The sequence below is a fragment of the Prevotella amnii DSM 23384 = JCM 14753 genome (genome assembly GCF_000378745.1).
In the GTDB taxonomy this organism is placed as follows: domain Bacteria; phylum Bacteroidota; class Bacteroidia; order Bacteroidales; family Bacteroidaceae; genus Prevotella; species Prevotella amnii.
The window spans coordinates 1-18,297 of sequence record NZ_KB905270.1; the positions used below are offsets into that span (position 1 = coordinate 1).

The window sequence follows — 18,297 nt, forward strand, 5'->3', positions numbered from 1 at the left end:
AGAAGGAGAATCCTGTTACTGGACCGAGATTGTACGACGTATGAACACCCAAAAACTCGTTACCACAAAAGGGAAGAACCCGTTAGGTGAAACTATTGAGATGCGCCAATGCAGTAGTCCTTCGAAGCAAGCAAAACAGATATACGATAAGTTGAAATTAAAACACTCACCATTCAAAAAGAATAAAATTTGTAGGACACAGAACTCATAAGAAAAACGAGGAAAGTACGGTAACAGTAACAATTAGGCGAAAGTGGGTGTTAAACTTGGGTCAAGAGATATGGACAGGCTGATGGAGAAAATGTGAGATAAAAAACGAGTGAAGGAAATACTGTATAGACGTTTCCTTCACTCGAACATTTATTCTCTATTCTGTTTTAATGTTGTGTATGCCCGATTTTATCCATGTATGTAATGCCCAAAGCGGACAAAACGAACACAATATGAATACTAATTTGCATAATTGTGTGTTGTGTGTCAATATTCTCAGCTACAAATGTTTCCAATAAATGAACGGCAGAAATACTAATTAGCGAAATCATCAATTTGTGCTTTAATGCATTTGGATTTATCTTACCAAGATAACCGAACTGACAACTATCCTTGTCTTTCTCAATAATCTCCAGTCTGCTGACAAACGACCAGTATCCTCCAATTACGCACACAATGATTAAATTCAAAACCATTGAAACATCCACAATACCTATGGCCAGCATAAGCATCGTTTCTTCTGTGAAAGTCTCTATGTTTATCAGGCTATGTATGACTTCTTTACAAAAAACGTAAGAATACATTCCCATCACGACGCACATGCCAAGATATACAGGAACTTGAAGCCATCTACTTTGAAAGACACACCACTCTATCGCCTTTTCTAATTTATTACTCATGCTATTATTTTTAAAGTGCTTGTATCAAAAAGTTGACTATCTTTAAGTGACGCTGATGAATTTTCTCTTTGTCCCAAAGTAGGTCATTCTCCGTCATTCTCTGAACTTCTAACTGTTGCTGTAAGTGTGTATAGCTATCACGCTTTATCTGGAATCTGCCATTGCTCAATGACATATTATGACTGCCAGACAGCAGCAAATAGTTGCCCAAATTTTCCAAATATCGGTTATAGAAATCTTCATCATAAGAGCAATAACCATTATCTGCTTCTGTGTTTTCGGTCTGTGGTGCGATGTGTTCAAGGTGCGGAGTCTCAATGCTGTCATATCTAACAGGGTTATAACCTGATTTTCCACTTACTATCAGATGGTTTTCGTATTTCCATAAGAGAATTTTTGCTGTTTGATGATTCATCCCCATATTGAGACAACGAGCAAGCTCTCCGTTATTCCAAAATCCCCACCAATCATTTCGATTTTTCATCCATTCAATATGATTGACAACTGTCATTGCATCAGATTTCATTTCTTGATAGCATTTATTGAGGCGCCACAGCAAATTAGCACGAGTGCCGATAACACGATTGCGTAAGAATATTTGTTCTAAAGATTTTGCCAATAGGTTTAGTCCATCCTGTTCCATACCATTACGCATGGCTTTGATGATAAAGGGGAACATGATACCTTTGTCTGCCGAAACCAACAAGGCATGATAAGCCATATTTCTTTTTTCTTGCTGGAGAAATTTGGCAGCTTGGGCAAAGCATGAGGCCAATAAGCGTGTAAAGTCACGTATAAAAGCAATGCTATTGACTCCTTTACCTAAATGTTCATTTACAAAGTCTGTGGAGCTGATATCTTCCAAATTGTTTCTGAAAATCTTGACGGTATAATTCAGGATATTATCTTCATCGAGATAGCTCTCTATTTGTGAAATTGATTTATAGATATGCTCAAATCTTTCTGTTATTTCTGATAATATAGGCTCTGTCTCCTCTGATGGCGCATGTAAATGTATATGATACATAAACTGAGCCTTAATGATTTCCAATTTGGTGGGTTTTTTCCCACGGTTGTTTTGGAAAATAAACATCTGTACAGCCTCTGCGGCATCTTTAACTACGTGTGTAGTGCATGAAGCATGGGTAATGGCGTTGAGAAGAGCTAGAAGATCTTTTTCTTCAATATCTGCAAGCTGTGCTGTAAAATAATCGAATGCAGCCACAATTCTCGCCTTTGAAAGCGTATCTATATCGCTATGATTATTGGATGTTTGTTCTATAACATAGTCTCGGAACATCTGATTGTCGTAATCCACAGTAGAAAAACGATATTGACTTCGCTGTTTAATTGTGTTGCAATAGGATATATACAAGTCATCATCGAAATCTTCCACCTTGTCTATATTTCTAATTTCTTTCAATCGTTTATAGAGAGTAGATAGAAAGATAACAGTAGTTGTCAATCGCTGCTGTCCGTCTATGATAGCATACTCGTTCTCTCCTTTTTCTTCAAAAAGGAAATGTCCGAAATAGTATGGCGTAGAAGTATGACTATGTATATAATCCTGTAAATCTGATAAGAATATATTGACTTGCTTCGCACTTTTGTTTGCACTATCTGTGTCCCATGAGTAAGCACGTTGATAGTTAGGCACTGCAATGCTCTTGCCCGAGAGCATTGCAGAAATATTAGTTAATGATTCCATTGTAAATTAGGTAGAACCAGTAAAGCTCGCACATGCCACTCTGCTGGTTAATATTGTTTAAACGTGTCTTTCACTAATTTTCTTGAATTTCATGTCGTAGGTAACGGCCCAACCGTTTTTGACAAAAACCATATATGTCCCTGTCGCATTTTTGAACATTCCAACACTGCTTTCGGATTTTTCTGCTATCTTTTGGAATGTTTCATCAACTGTTTTAAACCAGCCATTCTCGTAAAAAACCATAAATCTGTCTGTAAAGCCCTGAAGCTCACCCATTGAACTCTGGGACTTCTCTTGAATCCTTTTGCCAGACTCATTTAATGATTGATACCATCCATTTTTTAGAATTACATCTGCTATCATTTTATCTTCCCTAATTCGTGTCGGGCGCAACTGTTATTCCCTTACAGTTCCTATTGGGGTATTAGAGTATTCATGCAAGAAGCGTGGAACTGTATATCCACATCTTAATGTGAAGGTGGTCGGAATACCTCTATAGACAGATGTGAGAATAACAGCCCCACGCTATATGCGTGGAGACCATTAAGCCATCTCTTGTCTATATAAGTGAATAGTTTCCGACGCTTTTCACATACAAGAAGAAGACATAACGCCTCTTTTTTACCAAAAAATATGAGCATATAATACGCTCGACTGCAAAGATATAAATTTTCTGAGATATTCTGGAGGAAACTAATATTTTTGATGAAAAGCAACAAAGATTTTTCAAGAGAAGAGAAAAAGAAACCCCGCATCATTATTGATGCAGGTTTCTGTTGTACGCTCGGCATGAGCATTATCTATCTCGGGTGGAAGTCCGAGTTAGCCCTAATAGCGGGAATTACATAGCCAAGAGCAAGGGTGTTCATTGTGAGGTGAAATCTAAAGGAAGCTGGCGGCAAACATCTGACCTAACGAACAGGAATTTCATACAAGGCATATAACCGTGGATAAGATTGCAAAACAAACCAAAGCCCTATAGCTATTCGGAACGGCTGGTCTAAATGAAGTAGGCATAAGATGGAAAGATAATGTTCTTATCCGAGGAGGTCTCACGGACGTTTTTAATAGTTGTTTTTACGAAAGAAGCGGAGTAAAGGTTGCCGTTAGAGGTTAGCAGAGGTCATAGTCCCCAAGGTACGTGTGCCTACACGTTCAGTGTAATAGTAAATGAATGTTACTCTACGAATCTCTTCGTCAGATATCCGAAAGGAGTTCTCTATTCAAGGCAATAGAACGGAATCCGACAATAGAATGGAAGTGACGTTACTCAAATGGATAGCTGAAAATAACTTGCCACATACCGTGAGGTGTAAAAGTATGAAAAACCGCCGTATGCCGAACGGCACGTACGGTGGTGTGGGAGGTCGGTAAATGTGAAAGTAGGAGGTAAATGCCTTTTATGAATAACATTTACCTCCTACCCGATTATGGTTTTTCTTACTCAAAAAGCCATCTCAGTAGCGATCTAATTATCAATAGCTATTAGATAGCAAAAATTGTCTTATAAGACAATTTCAAGAGTATTAGCATGGAATCAAATTTCAGTAAGCTCAGTTTATAATCTTTCTTTATATGTTTTTAGTAAAACTCTTATTTATATTGGATTTGATCTTGATTAAATAAATCTAACTGTTGCTCGTTAGCCTTAATTTTCTTATATCGTTTGGTACTATTCTTAAAGGTATTGTCATATTCCCACTGGAGAATATCTTTCACAGCATATTCAGGTTTTAAGTTTGTGTGTTCTCCATTCTCTACTTTCTTTTTTGTAATAGTAATAAGAGTACAAGTTATCACTGTATTTGTCCCAAATTTAATTTCATTATTATAAACTTATTCCAAGAACTCCTTGTCTAAGACTTTGAAATCAATTGTCTTTCCTGAATAGTTTCCTTTCCAAACTTTTCCATGTCCTTGCTGTAAGACTGGCGAAAGAATACGAATTGTCGTTTCTGCCGTCTCTGTTTTATCTTCGGTGGTAGTATCAGACAATATCTTTTTTGTGAAATCGGCTCTGACTAATATATTTTTAGAAACTGTATTTAACTTTTACCCATGTTTCAGAGTTTTTATTGTACATAGCGAACTTACCTTTGTCGGCATGGAAATAGTCGTAGCCAGCGGTAAGCTCTATTTGGTCGTTAAGTGAATAGGAAGCCGAGCAACGATTGAAGATACCACCGTCTGTTACATCAATGTAGGCAAAGGTAGATATTTTCAGCGTGTTGTGTAGCAGTTCTTTTGCAAGCCGTGCGGTGGCAAGTCCTGCATTGTGATAGGCAGAAAGTCCGTCAAGGTTGCCCGAAGTGTATTTGTGGCAGTACTGAAGGCTTATGTTCCAGTTGTTGCTCAGATACAAATCAAGTCCTGCAAGGGCGTTGAGAGAGTTGCGTTGCACAGCATTTTGCCCCAAGATTACACTCTGCGCCTCGCCTATATAGTCGGCTATTTCGGCACGGACAACACACTTACCTATGGGCATAGAGCAGTCGGCACCGAGCATAGTCATACGGTGGTACTGACCGGTTATGAGAAGTGATTTTCCGTCAGCCTTCAGTTTAGAGCAAAAGGCAGGCTGCTTGTTCCACGTCCGCAAGCCACTCACAGAGAAATCTATTCCACTTAGGTTTACGCTTATGCGTCCGCCAAACTCCATATTCTTTAGTTGTTTTTTGGGTTTTCCGCTTTCTAAATCTATTGTATAGGGCAATTGTGAGGACGACAGGCGTATAGCCCATGGATTGCGCTTATCGGTGGGCAGTATGAAGAAATCGGTTACAGGATTGCATACAGCCTCAATAGTAACCATTTTTATTGTATACTTAGCACGTAGGGAATTGACAGGCATACGAATGTCGTCATAGTCCTGTGCGAGAAATTCGGTATAGTCGAACGGCGATACACAGTCGGTAAGTCGCAGTGCATCTGCTACCCCCCATACTACAATCTGCCTTCCTACACGCAGGTCAAGATTACCCTTTTCGTATGTAAGATAAGCCTCGCGCAGCTCCAGTTGTGTGTGTGCTTTGAGTATACCGTTGTAGATAGCGTTCAGTGACACAAAGAGTGAAGCTGCCCCTTTTTCAAGTTTCAGCTCTCCTCGTACTCGAGTCCTCGATGCCATCCACTCGGCTGTTCCCTCTGTCCTTATGGCGTGATAGGTATCAAGAAAACCTTTCAGCTGTAACTGTAAATTGTTATCATTGGTAGTTTCGGCCGCTTCTTGCGAAACTCTTTCCAAACTATAGACAGTGTTTTCTAAATTGTTAATGCTATCTTTACAAACAATAGTGTCGTTCTCTGTTTGCAGTGTGTCTATTTGGGCTGATGCTTGTGCCGAGAACATAGGCACAAGCAATAGCATACATAACCAGAGTGTTTTCATATCAGAGTCCTTTCTCCAATTTGGAAACGGTGAAGAGGTTGGGTGCCACCTTGATGTTGAATCGCTGGTTATCCATGCGAATGATGGTCTTGTGCCCCGTCTGCACATTTTCCATTAGCATGAGGTGCATCGTCCAGAATCCCTGTACTTTGTCGATATTGGAGATAGAGAGTCGGCGGTGTAGCTTGTTTAGTTTGTCGTAATATTCTGCCTTGACAGCCATCAAACAGTCCTGTCTTATCCACGTTACCCGACGTGCATAGATTTCGTCCTTGTCGTTAGGAATCGACTGCACCACCCAGCATCTGTGTCCTCCTAAGTTTTCTTCTCGCAGGAGCTGGTGTCGTTCCTCGTCTACACTGCGCATACTCATGTCGTTGTAGGTAAAGTCGCTACCCATGAAGTAGTCGGTCTTCGACGACTTACCGCTGATGCGTCTTGTCTTTTTCATGGCAGGCAGATAGAGCCACTTGTCGTCCACCTTACGAGGATTGTCGTACTCCCATGTGAGGAATCCTGTTCCCTTCACATCTCCGGGATAAGTGAAAAACATAATTTTCTTAGTGTCCTTGCCTATGTCCATTGCCCATGATTCGAGTTTTCTGATGCGCTTGTGTCCACTTCGCTGAATGAGTGTCATCTCTACGTTAGCGTAGCGTGTGTCGCCATCAGGTCTGTTTTTTACTTTTTGCATAATATCCCTACCAGACAGTCCTGCTGCCTGTGCGCTGCCAATTGCCAATAGGGCGATGAGCAGCAATATAAAATTTCTTGTTTTCATATTTTTTGTTTTAATTGTTATTTTGAGTGTTGTTTATGTTTGCTTTCTCTTGCTTGAATATGTGGAGATAGTCTATGAGGATAGGGGTAAGGAAGAGGTCAGCCAATAAAGCCGATACCATTCCAGCCACTGCCAGTATGCCCCAATTGCACATTTGTGTGGCATCGGAGAAGACGAATCCCATGAATGTAGCCGAGATGACGACAGTGGACATTACAATGGCAAGTCCTTCGGTGCGGAAGGTGCGGTTGATGGCTGTTTTGTAGTTGCCATATTTGTCGTATGCCACATGACTGTGGTTAATGAAATGAATGGTGTCATCGACAGCGATACCCAATATCATCGGGATTAGCGAAGCGGTCATCATGTCGAGTGGGTAGCCGAGCCAGCCCATCATTCCACCTACGATAATGGCAGGGGCTATGTTGGGTATCATACCTACGAGTCCCACTTTCCAGTTTCCAAAAATCAGAACGAGGATAATGCCAATAACCAGTACCGATAGTATCATAGACCACATTTGCCCTCGCTCCACATACTGTTGCATGACGGTGAATTGTGGAACATTTCCCACTACTGAAACGTGTGCATCGGGGAAGAGACGGCTTGCCTCTGTCTGAAGGTTGTTCATTTCCTTTTCCGCTTCGTTGGAGTTGTAGTCTTTAAGTTCTATTTGTAGCCTTAGCCGTTTATAGTTGTAGTCCATCCAGTATTCCGACTCCGTTCCTCCAGCGTTTTCGTATAGTAACAGCAGTTGCGCTACCATATCGGCATTGTTGGGAATGGTGTAAAATTGTTGCTTGTTTCCGTTTAGAGTGCAATTCATGTCTTTCACAATGTCAGTGATGGAGTTGTGGCGTTTAGTTAGCTTGTAGCCATCAGCAATTTTTGATAATAGGTCGAGCTTCTGTAAATTTTCTGGTTTCTTGGCATCGTTGTCGTGCGGCAGCGTAATCATCAAATCGTAGGCATACATGGAGCCGAGTTCCGTTTCGCAAAGATTGAGGAATTTGTTGACGTAAGGCACTTTTCTACCCATTGTCTTCTCAATGTCGAACGCTGGTTCTATGAAGAATAGCCCGATACCACAGAAAATAGTCAGCACCACCGACAAAGCGACAATGCCTCGATGATTGCGTATGACAAAGCTCCCGAATCGCTCAAACCGATTGCCAATATAGCCCTCAAAACTTTTCGACATGTTGGCGGCTGGTCTTCTATCCTTGCCAAACGATAGCAGAATGGGAGTGATGAAGAGGCAGGTAATTAATACAGCGAGCAGACAGATTGATGTATTGAGGCCAATAGCCTGCATGGGTACGATGTTCATAGAAAGGAAAGTCATCATGGCAGCTACGGTGGTGAGTGCCGAGAGCGATACGCCCCAACCAGTCTCTCCCATAGCATCGATGATGGATAGCCTGCGCTTACCTGTTTCTACGAAGCGAGTCTTGAAGAAGTTGTATAGGTGTATGTTGTATGCAATGGAGCAAGCAAAGGTGAGAATGACGGCTATCATCATGGTTGTCATGTCTATGTAGATGCCTGTCCAGCCGATGATGCCAAAGCTGATGAGCAGTCCTAAGATAGATGTTAGCAATGGTGCTATTACTCCGCGTAGCGAACGAGTTACGATGAGCATTACCACAATAGAGATGATAAATGCGAAGAGGAACAATCGTCCCATTTCGCCCTTGAGATAGACCACCTTTTCATAGCTCAGATAAGGCATTCCTGCGGCAGCAGGCGATAGTTCTGCATATTTTTCCTTGCTTATGATATGTCCAGTTTCCCTGCCAGTAATCATGTCGGGAGCCATGTCGCTTGTCTTTTTCCAAACACTGTCTGCTGGAAAGGGACGCAGCTTTACCATTATCCATGTCATTGTTCCATCTGTCGATACCATTTTCTTCGCCAGATAGGGTTTGCTGTAAGCCTTTTGCTTGATTTTTTTCAGTCCAGCTGCATCCGATGGAATCTGCTCTGGTACAATCTGCTCTATGGTCATACCTTCTTCTGTACCAGAGGCAAACTCAATATCGGTGAGCGATGTTACCTTGTCGGCATACGATAAGCTATCTTTCAGTTCGTTGCTCAGCTCACGAATGAGCGTTAGACTGTGTTTGGAGAAGATATCCTTGTTCTTTACAAGCACTGCTACATAGTAATCGTTACCAAAAATAGACTTGAATTCGTTGGTCTTTAGCAGCATGGGGTCGTCGCTTAGGAAATAGTCGTCGAACGAGGTTTTCATAACGATGCGCTTCGCTCCAACGAGCGAAAAGGCGATGACTACTACAAACAGCGCACCCACAACAAGCCGATGGCGCAAAATCAAGCTGGCCAACAGCCTGAAAAGGTTGTTTATTTTTTCTATTTTCATGATTTATTCCTTTTACGTTGTTTCTACTTTTGTTTATTATTAGATGTTTGTAGAAGTAGTATCTTGTTGCATTTTTACCATTTTGCAGAATACTCCACTTTGTGCCATTAGTTCGTCGGGTGTGCCCTGTTCTACTACTTTTCCGCCAGATAGCACTACTACATGATCGGCATTTCTGACGGTGCGCATACGGTGGGCAATGATGATGACGGTCTTGTTACGTACAAGTTCGGATATTCCTGCTTGTATTTTTGTTTCGTTTTCGGCATCTAAACTTGCAGTTGCTTCGTCTAAAAGTATTATAGGAGCGTTTTTCAGTAAGGCCCGTGCTATTGATATGCGTTGTCGTTCACCTCCAGAGAGCGTTTCTCCGTTTTCGCCTATTATGGTGTTATAACCTTGTGGCATACGACTTATAAATTCATCGCACTGTGCTAACTGAGCGGCGTGCTTTATTTCTTCATCGGTGGCGTTGCGTTTTCCTATGCGTATGTTGTCGGCAACGGAGGCATTAAATAGCATAACGTCTTGGAACACTACGGCATAGTTTTCGAGTAATGTCTCTGGTTCTATGTCAGAGATGTCGTGTCCGCCCAGTGTTATCTTACCACTATTTGTGTCCCAAAAGCGTGCAGCGAGCTTGGCAGCAGTGCTTTTTCCTCCTCCAGATGATCCTACAAGTGCTGTTATTTCTCCTTGTCGTACTGTGAACGAAACGTTTTGTAATACTTGTTTGTTACTTTCGTATGCAAAACATACATTGTGAAACTCAATGTCATAATTGGTAATGCTTACATCTTTCTTTCCCTCTTGTGTGGGCATAGCATTTATTTCTTTCATGCGTTTGATGCGAACATCTAAAAAGTTGAGTGTAACAATATTGGTACATACCTCCATTATGGGGTTGTACACCATAGCCGAGGCGATGAGGAAAGCAAAGTAGTGGAATATAGATACTTCTCCACGTTGTAAAAGCCATGCTCCCACAAGGATAACTGATGGCATACCTAACTTTATTAGTACAAAAGAAAAGTTTACTATAACACCTGCTATCGACTCATGTTTAATTAAATTTTTCTCATATTCTTTCAGTCTTTTATCAAAACTATTGTTATATGCTTCCTCTCCATTGTATGATTTTATTTCTTGTACACATTCTAAGCCCTCTTGTATTTGTTCTGTTACACCTCTTTTAATATGATATAATTTGTCATAGGCTTTCTCTAATCTTTGGCGTGCAAAAAATAATGTTACAATACTTAACGGAACTACATAGAATAGGGTAATGGCTAATCGCCAGTCGTAACAGAACAAGCCTATAGCTATGAGTGTTATGCTTGTCATAGAAGCAAATATCTGTGGAATGGAGTGTGAAAAGATTTGTTCCAGCATGGTGCAGTCTTCCATTACCGTAGAGGTTAGATCTGACAAGTTACGTTCTCCAAAGAATGCCAAAGGTAGGCGGCGTAGCTTTTCAGCCATGCTTATGCGTCTTCGTGCGCTTTCAGCATAAATGGTGGTGTAGGTACTATCGTATTGCCATCGTGTAATAATAAACATTATTACAGCTAAGACAACAGCTAATATCAGGTAGAATACCAGTTGGTGATGTTGTGATAGCGAATTATTGTCGATGCGTTCTGTTAGGAAGAAAAACAAGTAGCATGGTGGCAGCATTAAAGCAAAGTTGAGCAATGTAGAAAATATTATGCCTCGTATCATGTCTTTTGCTCCTTTATTGGTAAGAGCAAAGCGTTGTTGAAGATATTTTATCATAGTGATATATGTTTTTTTTAGTGATGGGTTATAATTTCCAAGTAACTGACTTTTTGTATTCATTCCACATGTTGTAATATAGCGTTTTTTTAGCTATAAGGTCGCTGTGTGTACCTTGCTCGGCTATTTTTCCGTTATCTATTACGACAATGTTGTCGGCTTCTTGCACGGTGGTTAGTCTATGTGCTATCATTAATACTGTTTTGCCATGTGTAAGATGTGATAGTGCTTTACGAATGAGATGTTCGTTTTCAGGGTCGGCAAAGGCAGTAGCCTCATCGAGCACTATGATAGGTGCGTCTTTAAGTATGGCTCGGGCAAGTGTTATGCGCTGTTGTTCTCCTCCTGAGAGATAAGTACCCTCGCTACCTATTATAGTGTTTATGCCTTGTGGCAGATTGTTAATAATTTCGCGGCTCTGTGATAAGTCAATGGCTCGGTTAATATCATCTGTTGTAGCATTTGGATTACCGTATCGTATGTTTTCTAATATAGATGTTTTGAATAGTCGTATGTTTTGGAATACGAACGACACGTTGCGCATAAGCTCGTCCTTGCTCATATTTCTTACATCTATGCCTCCTATGGTAACGCTGCCATGACATACGTCCCAAAAGCGGGGTATCAATCTTGCTATGGTGGTCTTTCCGCTACCCGACGCTCCTACAAGCGCAACGGTCTTTCCTTCGGGAATGGTAAGGTTGATATGACTCACTGCGTCTTTGTTAGCTCCTTCATAACGGAAAGATACATCGTGCAGACTAATGTCAAACTTTTTAGATGTTTGTGCTTTTGTGCTTTCTGAAAGTGGTTTTATACATACAAGCCCTTCCAGTCTGCTTAATGCTTCTTTTGCCATAAAGAGATGTTGTCCGAGGTACATTGCTCGCATTATGTTTAATGCTATGACAGGTGATATGAGGACATATAATATAATATCCGATATTACTATCCCTGCTTGTTTTCCATGCCCTATGAGTATGATTCCAACGGGTATAAGAAAGAATGCCAAAGCGTTTATAATGGTGGTGTAAGCAGACATTGGTGTGCGCCACATAAGAACAAATTTAGTGCTAAGGTCGCGGTAGCTAATAATGCTGTTGTAGAATTTTTTGAAAGAGAATACTGTTTGTTGAAATACTTTTACTACAGGAATACCTCTTACATATTCCACAGCCTCTGCACTCATCTTTTCTTGTGCGTCGAGATATTGTCGCTGGAATTGGTAGTTTTTGCCGCCCATCATAAATCCCATTATGCCAAATGCGCATACTATGGGCACCATTGACGCTAATCCAAGTTGCCAGTCTATTACGAGAAGAAGTATTATTACTCCAATGGGGGCTACTATGGAGCTTGCTACGTCTGGCAATATGTGTGCTACAAACTGGTGCGTCTGTGCAGAATCTTCATCTATGATTTTGCGCATACGCCCCGTGTTTTGAGTATCGAAGAAGCCTATAGGAGCTTTTAAAAGCTGTTTCATACCCTTACGTCTCATGTTGGTTTCCACACGAAAGGCAGCTAAGTGTGAGAACATCAGGGCAATGAAATATAGCAACACGTTAGCCACCGATATGAGGAAAGCCCATAAGGCATAGTCTATAAGTGGTGTGCTTGAGAGGTTGCCTTTAGCTGTTAGTAGTGTGCGTACTATTATCCATAACAGGATAAATGGAATTAGGGATAGCAGTCCGTTTATTGCCGATAGCCCTACGGAGCATGGCAGCAAGTATTTGCGCCCTCCCATGTAAGCTCCTAAACGTTTTAGTGTTGTTATCATATATACTTGTTAAAAAAAAATAGTTTTATGGTTTCAGTAATGCTTTCCACCCTGCCATGCTAAAGTCCATGTACTGCTCCATGGCAACTTTGATATCCTCGTCGCTGTAATCTTCGTGTTCTACTATCTCGCAGAAAACTGTTATCCACGTAGAACAAGTGAAGTGAATTAGCAGCGGTGATATGTTGCTGTTAAGATGTGGATAGCGTTCCTTCATTAAGCGTATGTATTCTATACCCTCTTGCATTTGTCTATCTATCATTTTGTCTTTATACCCTTGTAATGATGTTCCTTCCGATTTGAATAGAAGTAGGCGTAGCTCTGGACGAAAATCCTCTATAATGGATAACATGTTTAAGATATAATCTATTTGTCGTTGCCTCATACTGAAAACATCTATTGAGAGGAATTTTTCATCATTATGTGATAGTATGTGTTTGTTAAGTACTTTTATAAGAGGAGAAAGCACTTCACAAAACAATTTGTCTTTACTACGAAAGTAATTATATATGTTGCCAACGGCAATACCTGCCTTTCGTGCCACTGTGCGAATGGAAGTATCTCTTACGCCGTGTGCAAGAAACTCCTCTCGAGCAATGTTTAAAATGCGTTGCTTTATGTCGTTTTTTAATATCTGCATAATCAATAATAAAAGTTATGAGTAAGTATTAGGAAAGTAATTGTTTGTTAATAATGAACAATGTTTCGTTATGTTCATAAAAAAAGCGCACCGTTTTTTTGAACGGTGCGCCTGGTTTAAAGAGATTCTATTTTCCAGTGATATGTAATGTTTACTTTTTATCATCAGCATGGATAATTAATTCAATGCAAAGATAATAATGGATTTATAATGTAACAATACCAAAAAATAGGTATTTTGCTATTTTTGAAAAATAACTTTTTATAAGTGAATTGTAAATATTAAAATTCTTATTTTTTATTCTGTCTTTATTTTATAACTTTTACTTTCATGAAAAATAATATAATATTAACTAAACTGTTGATGTATAATAAGTTTATTAGTGCTTAAGGAATAGTTTTGTAGACAAAAAAAATGGTGTTTGTAGAGATAAAAGACAATGTATAAGAATGAAAAATAAGTTATTTTTTGAGCGTTTTTAATTTATTTTTCCATTAAAAATAACCTATTTTTGTTTTTCAAATATATCTTGTTTTTACATTAAATATTACTTATTATTGTGTAATAGCTTAGTTTTAGTAAGTTGAAACCGTGTTTTCTTCCTTGTTTAAATATCATTATTATAAGGTATATGATTATAATTTGTTTTTTTTGATGGAGAAAATATCTTTAAAAACAAATAGTTTGTCGGAAATTATTTGTATTTTTGCCATACGAGTTGTTGAGTTTGCTGTTATTTTTTTTAGATACTACGCTAAGTAAAATTCACGACTTGTTAAGATTATGAGCAATTATACAGTTGTTCAGGCACTTATTCTGCTGAAAATTAATTTATTACGGTATACAAAATAACTTATGTATTAAAATGAAACATAATTTTGATTTTCTTGTTATCGGTAGTGGAATAGCAGGAATGAGTTTTGCACTTAAAGCTGCAAACAGTGGTAAAGGGAAAGTTGCCTTAATATGTAAGACATCACTTGAAGAATCTAACACGTCTAAAGCGCAAGGAGGTATAGCTTCTGTAACAAATTTTAAGGTGGACGACTTTGAAAAGCATATAGAAGATACCATGATAGCTGGCGACTTTATTTCAGACAGAAAGGCCGTAGAGAACGTTGTTCGTAATGCTCCTGAAGCTATAAAAGATTTAGTAGAGTGGGGAGTAAATTTCGACAAAACTCCTCAAGGAAACTATGATTTGCATAAAGAAGGTGGTCATAGCGAGTTTCGTATTCTTCATCATGCTGATGATACAGGTAACGAAATTCAGAAAAAACTATTGGAAGCAGTAAAGCAAAATAAGAATATAACAGTTTTTGAACACTATTATGCTGTAGAAATAATTACTCAACACCATTTAGGAGTAAAAGTAACTCGTAAGACACCAGACATAGAATGTTTTGGAGCGTATGTGCTAAATCCTGAAACAAATAAGGTGGACACATTCCTTAGTAAAGTAACTGTTATGGCTACAGGAGGAGTAGGTGCTATATATGCTACAACATCTAATCCTAATATAGCTACAGGTGATGGTATAGCTATGGTTTATAGAGCTAAAGGCACAGTTAAAGATATGGAGTTTGTGCAATTTCACCCAACAGTATTATTTAATCCAGCAGAAACTCACCCCGCATATCTTATTACAGAAGCAATGAGAGGCTATGGGGCTATTTTACGTTTACCTACGGGAGAGGAGTTTATGCATAAATACGACCCACGTTTATCGTTAGCACCAAGAGATATCGTTGCAAGAGCCATTGATAGAGAGATGAAAATACATGGGCTTAATCATGTATGTTTAGATGTAACGCATAAAGATGCAAATGAAACACGTAAGCATTTCCCTAATATATATGAAAAATGTTTATCAATAGGTATTGATATTACAAAACAATATATTCCTGTTTGTCCAAGTGCACATTATATGTGCGGAGGAATTAAGGTAGATTTAAACGGGGAAAGCTCTATAAAGAGATTATATGCCATTGGAGAATGTTCTTGCACAGGGTTACATGGCGGTAACAGATTGGCGAGCAACTCTTTAATAGAGGCTGTAGTATATGCTAAGTCAGCCTTTAACCATGTTATGAAAGTAATAGACGGTTATAGTATAAACGATTCTGTTCCTCTTTGGAATGATGATGGTACTATGACTAATGAGGAGAAAGTTTTGATAGCTCAAGATGAGCGAGAGGTGGGGCAAATAATGTCGAACTATGTAGGTATAGTGCGTAGCAACCTTCGTTTGCAAAGAGCTTTAAAACGTCTTGATTTGTTATATGAAGAAACGGAAGAATTGTTTAAGCGTGTAAAACCAACAAAAGACATTTGTGAATTAAGAAATATGATAAATGTTGGTTATCTTATAGCACGTCAGGCTATAGAGCGTAAAGAGAGTAGAGGGCTTCATTATACAATAGATTATCCGAGGCATGATTAAAATAAAATAACGCCGTAAGAATAAAAAAAAAGTTATGATAAAACAGGAATGGATAGATAAAGGTTTTATCGATGAGCCTATACCTGATAAAGCAAACATTAAAAGCGAAATACGCAAGCTGTGTAAAGAAAAAGATGCTATCATCATGGCTCATTATTATACGGAGAGTATAATACAAGAAGTAGCTGATTTTGTAGGAGATAGTCTTGCTTTGGCTCAAAAAGCAGCAGCTACTGACGCTAAAATAATAGTTATGTGTGGTGTGCATTTTATGGGAGAAACAAATAAAATACTTTGTCCGGACAAAGTAGTTCTTGTTCCAGATTTGAATGCATCTTGCTCTTTGGCAGAAAGCTGCCCAGCTGATGAATTTAAAAAGTTTGTAAAAGCCCATCCTCATCATGTTGTTATTAGTTATGTTAATACTACTGCAGCAACTAAAGCTGTTACTGATGTTGTTGTAACAAGTAGTAATGCAAGGCAAATAGTAGAGTCGTTTCCTAAAGATACACCTATAATCTTTGGGCCTGATGAAAACTTGGGTAGTTATATTAACAAGCTAACAGGTAGAAATATGTTACTTTGGAACGGAGCATGTCATGTACATGAAAAATTTTCTGTAGAGAGAATATTAGAATTAAAAAAGGATTTTCCAAAGGCTAAGATACTGGCACACCCGGAATGTAAAGGTCCTATATTAAGATTAGCTGATAAAGTTGGTAGTACAGCAGCATTATTGAAGTTTAGTATTACTGATAGTGCTAAAGAATTTATTGTTGCAACAGAAAGTGGAATATTACATGAAATGCAGAAATCGGCACCGCAAAAAACATTTATACCAGCCCCGCCAGATGATAGTACTTGTGCATGTAATGAGTGTAATTTTATGAAATTGATAACTATAGAAAAGTTATATAATTGCTTGAAGTATGAGTGGCCTAATATAGAGGTAGATAAAGATATAGCCGAAAAAGCTATAAGACCTATAAATAAGATGTTAGAAATATCAAAAAGATTAAGATTATAAGAATATAGGAGTATAATATATGTTTTCAAAAAAAGAATGTAATAGGAGATTATTAGAACTTTCTTTTAACGAGGATATAGGTGATGGAGATCATACCACCCTTTGTTGTATAGACAAAGATGCTATAGGTGAAAGCAAGTTGTTAATAAAAGAAGAAGGAATATTTGCAGGTATAAACATTGCAAAAGAAATATTTCACATGTTTGATCCAGAGCTTGAGGTAGTAGTCTTTATTAACGATGGCGAAAAAGTTAAGCCTGGCGATATTGTACTATCTGTAAAAGGTAAAGTTCAAAGTATATTGCAAACGGAAAGACTTCTTTTAAATGTTCTTCAAAGAATGAGTGGTATTGCAACAATGACGCATAAGTATCAACAAGCTTTGATAGATGCAGGAACAAAGACACGAGTTCTGGATACAAGGAAGACTACACCGGGCATGAGAATGTTAGAAAAGGAAGCTGTAAAAATAGGTGGAGGAATGAATCACCGAATAGGCTTATTTGATATGATACTACTAAAAGATAATCATATAGACTTCTGTGGAGGTGTACATAACGCTATATCAAAGGCAAAGAAATATTGCAAAGATAAAGGGAAAGACTTAAAGATAGAGTGTGAAGTTCGCGATTTTAAAGAATTAGAAGAGGCTCTATTGGAAGGGTGTGATAGGATAATGTTTGACAATTTCACACCAGAAGAAACTGCAAAAGCGGTAAAGATAGTAAATGGAAGATGTGAAACAGAGTCGAGTGGAGGTATAACTTATGAAAATATGATACCATATGCTAAGGCTGGAGTTGATTTCATTTCCTTTGGAGCATTAACGCATAGCGTAAAGGGCTTAGACATGAGCCTGAAAGCAACAGGAAGCAGTAAGCTGAAAATATAGAAACGATAAGAGCTTTATTAAAAGATCATTATTAAAGCTATGTTTATATGATAGTCTTAATGTAAGTAAGCATATTATTATATTATAGTTATAATAGTATAGCTTACTTTCTAATGAATACTATTTCTTTAGGTATTTTTAGCCATTTATTGTTTACTACTATCTTTATAGTACTGCCAGAAAGCTGCTTTAAAGAGTATGTGCCATTCTTGTTAATACGTAATTCGGCTGTTAAATCTTCTGAACCATAATCGTTTATGATGATAAGTTTGGCTGTATTTCCCTTTATTGTGGCTTCTGAAATTATCCATTTGCGTGTATCACGCTTTGCACCAAAATATCCAGGTAGGTTTCCTAATATCTCTTGACCAGGTATTTTGATGCTGTTTTTTATAAAATCAATATCCAGCCATACCTGAAATTCATCGTTTACCAAATGAGCTTTAAAAGGATTTACTTCAGTATTAAGTGTTGATGATTGGGTGTTTTGTTTATTATCTACCGTTTGTGCTTTTATCGTTAATGATAAAGAGATGAGTGTTATTATAGATATTATTTTTGCTTTTTTCATAACTTTTTCGCTTAT

At 38.5% G+C, this 18,297-nt stretch carries 15 protein-coding genes and 1 pseudogene; 4 read left to right on the forward strand and 12 right to left on the reverse strand.

The genetic code is table 11. The features are described 5' to 3' along the window. Positions 1–211: pseudogene (locus F596_RS11985) on the forward strand (IS1634 family transposase); the annotation flags it as partial. 166 nt (positions 212–377) lie between these two features. Here F596_RS11985 and F596_RS0103010 read toward each other — a convergent pair. The 11 genes from F596_RS0103010 to F596_RS0103065 form a co-directional block, all read right to left on the reverse strand. Further along, positions 378–890 (reverse strand): TIGR00645 family protein, encoded by a 513-nt coding sequence (locus tag F596_RS0103010; RefSeq protein WP_008448034.1) that lies wholly within the window; start codon positions 888–890, stop codon positions 378–380. 10 nt (positions 891–900) lie between these two features. Beyond that, entirely contained in the window at positions 901–2,598 is a 1,698-nt protein-coding gene (locus F596_RS0103015; protein WP_024992616.1) for a DUF262 domain-containing protein, read from the reverse strand. A 57-nt stretch (positions 2,599–2,655) separates the two neighbouring features. Further along, a complete protein-coding gene (locus tag F596_RS0103020; protein WP_019035815.1) occupies positions 2,656–2,961 on the reverse strand; it encodes a hypothetical protein in 306 nt (101 codons plus the stop codon). 1,230 nt (positions 2,962–4,191) lie between these two features. Beyond that, the gene (locus F596_RS0103030) at positions 4,192–4,398 is read right to left on the reverse strand and encodes a hypothetical protein (protein ID WP_019035816.1); all 207 of its coding nucleotides are present in this window, start codon (positions 4,396–4,398) and stop codon (positions 4,192–4,194) included. A gap of 36 nt (positions 4,399–4,434) precedes the next feature. Next, positions 4,435–4,593 (reverse strand): hypothetical protein, encoded by a 159-nt coding sequence (locus F596_RS11760; protein ID WP_019035817.1) that lies wholly within the window; start codon positions 4,591–4,593, stop codon positions 4,435–4,437. A gap of 37 nt (positions 4,594–4,630) precedes the next feature. Then, positions 4,631–5,986, reverse strand: a complete 1,356-nt coding sequence (locus F596_RS0103040; protein ID WP_019035818.1) for a DUF1302 family protein — start codon at positions 5,984–5,986, stop codon at positions 4,631–4,633. A 1-nt stretch (position 5,987) separates the two neighbouring features. Then, positions 5,988–6,767, reverse strand: a complete 780-nt coding sequence (locus tag F596_RS0103045; RefSeq protein WP_019035819.1) for an outer membrane lipoprotein-sorting protein — start codon at positions 6,765–6,767, stop codon at positions 5,988–5,990. Positions 6,768–6,777: 10 nt separating this feature from the next. Then, on the reverse strand, positions 6,778–9,150 hold the full coding sequence (locus F596_RS0103050; RefSeq protein ID WP_019035820.1) for an efflux RND transporter permease subunit: 2,373 nt from the start codon (positions 9,148–9,150) through the stop codon (positions 6,778–6,780). A 39-nt stretch (positions 9,151–9,189) separates the two neighbouring features. Then, a complete protein-coding gene (locus tag F596_RS0103055; RefSeq protein WP_024992615.1) occupies positions 9,190–10,926 on the reverse strand; it encodes an ABC transporter ATP-binding protein in 1,737 nt (578 codons plus the stop codon). A gap of 28 nt (positions 10,927–10,954) precedes the next feature. Beyond that, complete coding sequence (locus F596_RS0103060) at positions 10,955–12,709, reverse strand: ABC transporter ATP-binding protein (RefSeq protein ID WP_019035822.1); 1,755 nt, start codon at positions 12,707–12,709, stop codon at positions 10,955–10,957. Positions 12,710–12,734: 25 nt separating this feature from the next. Continuing rightward, positions 12,735–13,349, reverse strand: a complete 615-nt coding sequence (locus F596_RS0103065) for a TetR/AcrR family transcriptional regulator (protein ID WP_019035823.1) — start codon at positions 13,347–13,349, stop codon at positions 12,735–12,737. 865 nt (positions 13,350–14,214) lie between these two features. Here F596_RS0103065 and nadB point away from each other — a divergent pair. From nadB to nadC, 3 genes are read left to right on the forward strand one after another with little or no spacing between them, the layout of a single operon-like run. Beyond that, positions 14,215–15,792 carry an L-aspartate oxidase gene (gene nadB / locus F596_RS0103070; RefSeq protein WP_008448044.1) on the forward strand — a complete coding sequence of 526 codons (1,578 nt, stop codon included), beginning with the start codon at positions 14,215–14,217 and terminating at the stop codon, positions 15,790–15,792. A 34-nt stretch (positions 15,793–15,826) separates the two neighbouring features. Then, a complete protein-coding gene (gene nadA, locus F596_RS0103075; protein WP_008447992.1) occupies positions 15,827–16,819 on the forward strand; it encodes a quinolinate synthase NadA in 993 nt (330 codons plus the stop codon). 19 nt (positions 16,820–16,838) lie between these two features. Next, on the forward strand, positions 16,839–17,711 hold the full coding sequence (nadC, locus tag F596_RS0103080) for a carboxylating nicotinate-nucleotide diphosphorylase (RefSeq protein WP_019035824.1): 873 nt from the start codon (positions 16,839–16,841) through the stop codon (positions 17,709–17,711). A gap of 103 nt (positions 17,712–17,814) precedes the next feature. Here the strand turns inward: nadC and F596_RS0103085 are convergent, their stop codons facing one another. Continuing rightward, positions 17,815–18,282, reverse strand: coding sequence for a hypothetical protein (locus tag F596_RS0103085; RefSeq protein ID WP_019035825.1), 468 nt, complete (start codon positions 18,280–18,282; stop codon positions 17,815–17,817). Positions 18,283–18,297 lie beyond the last annotated feature (15 nt).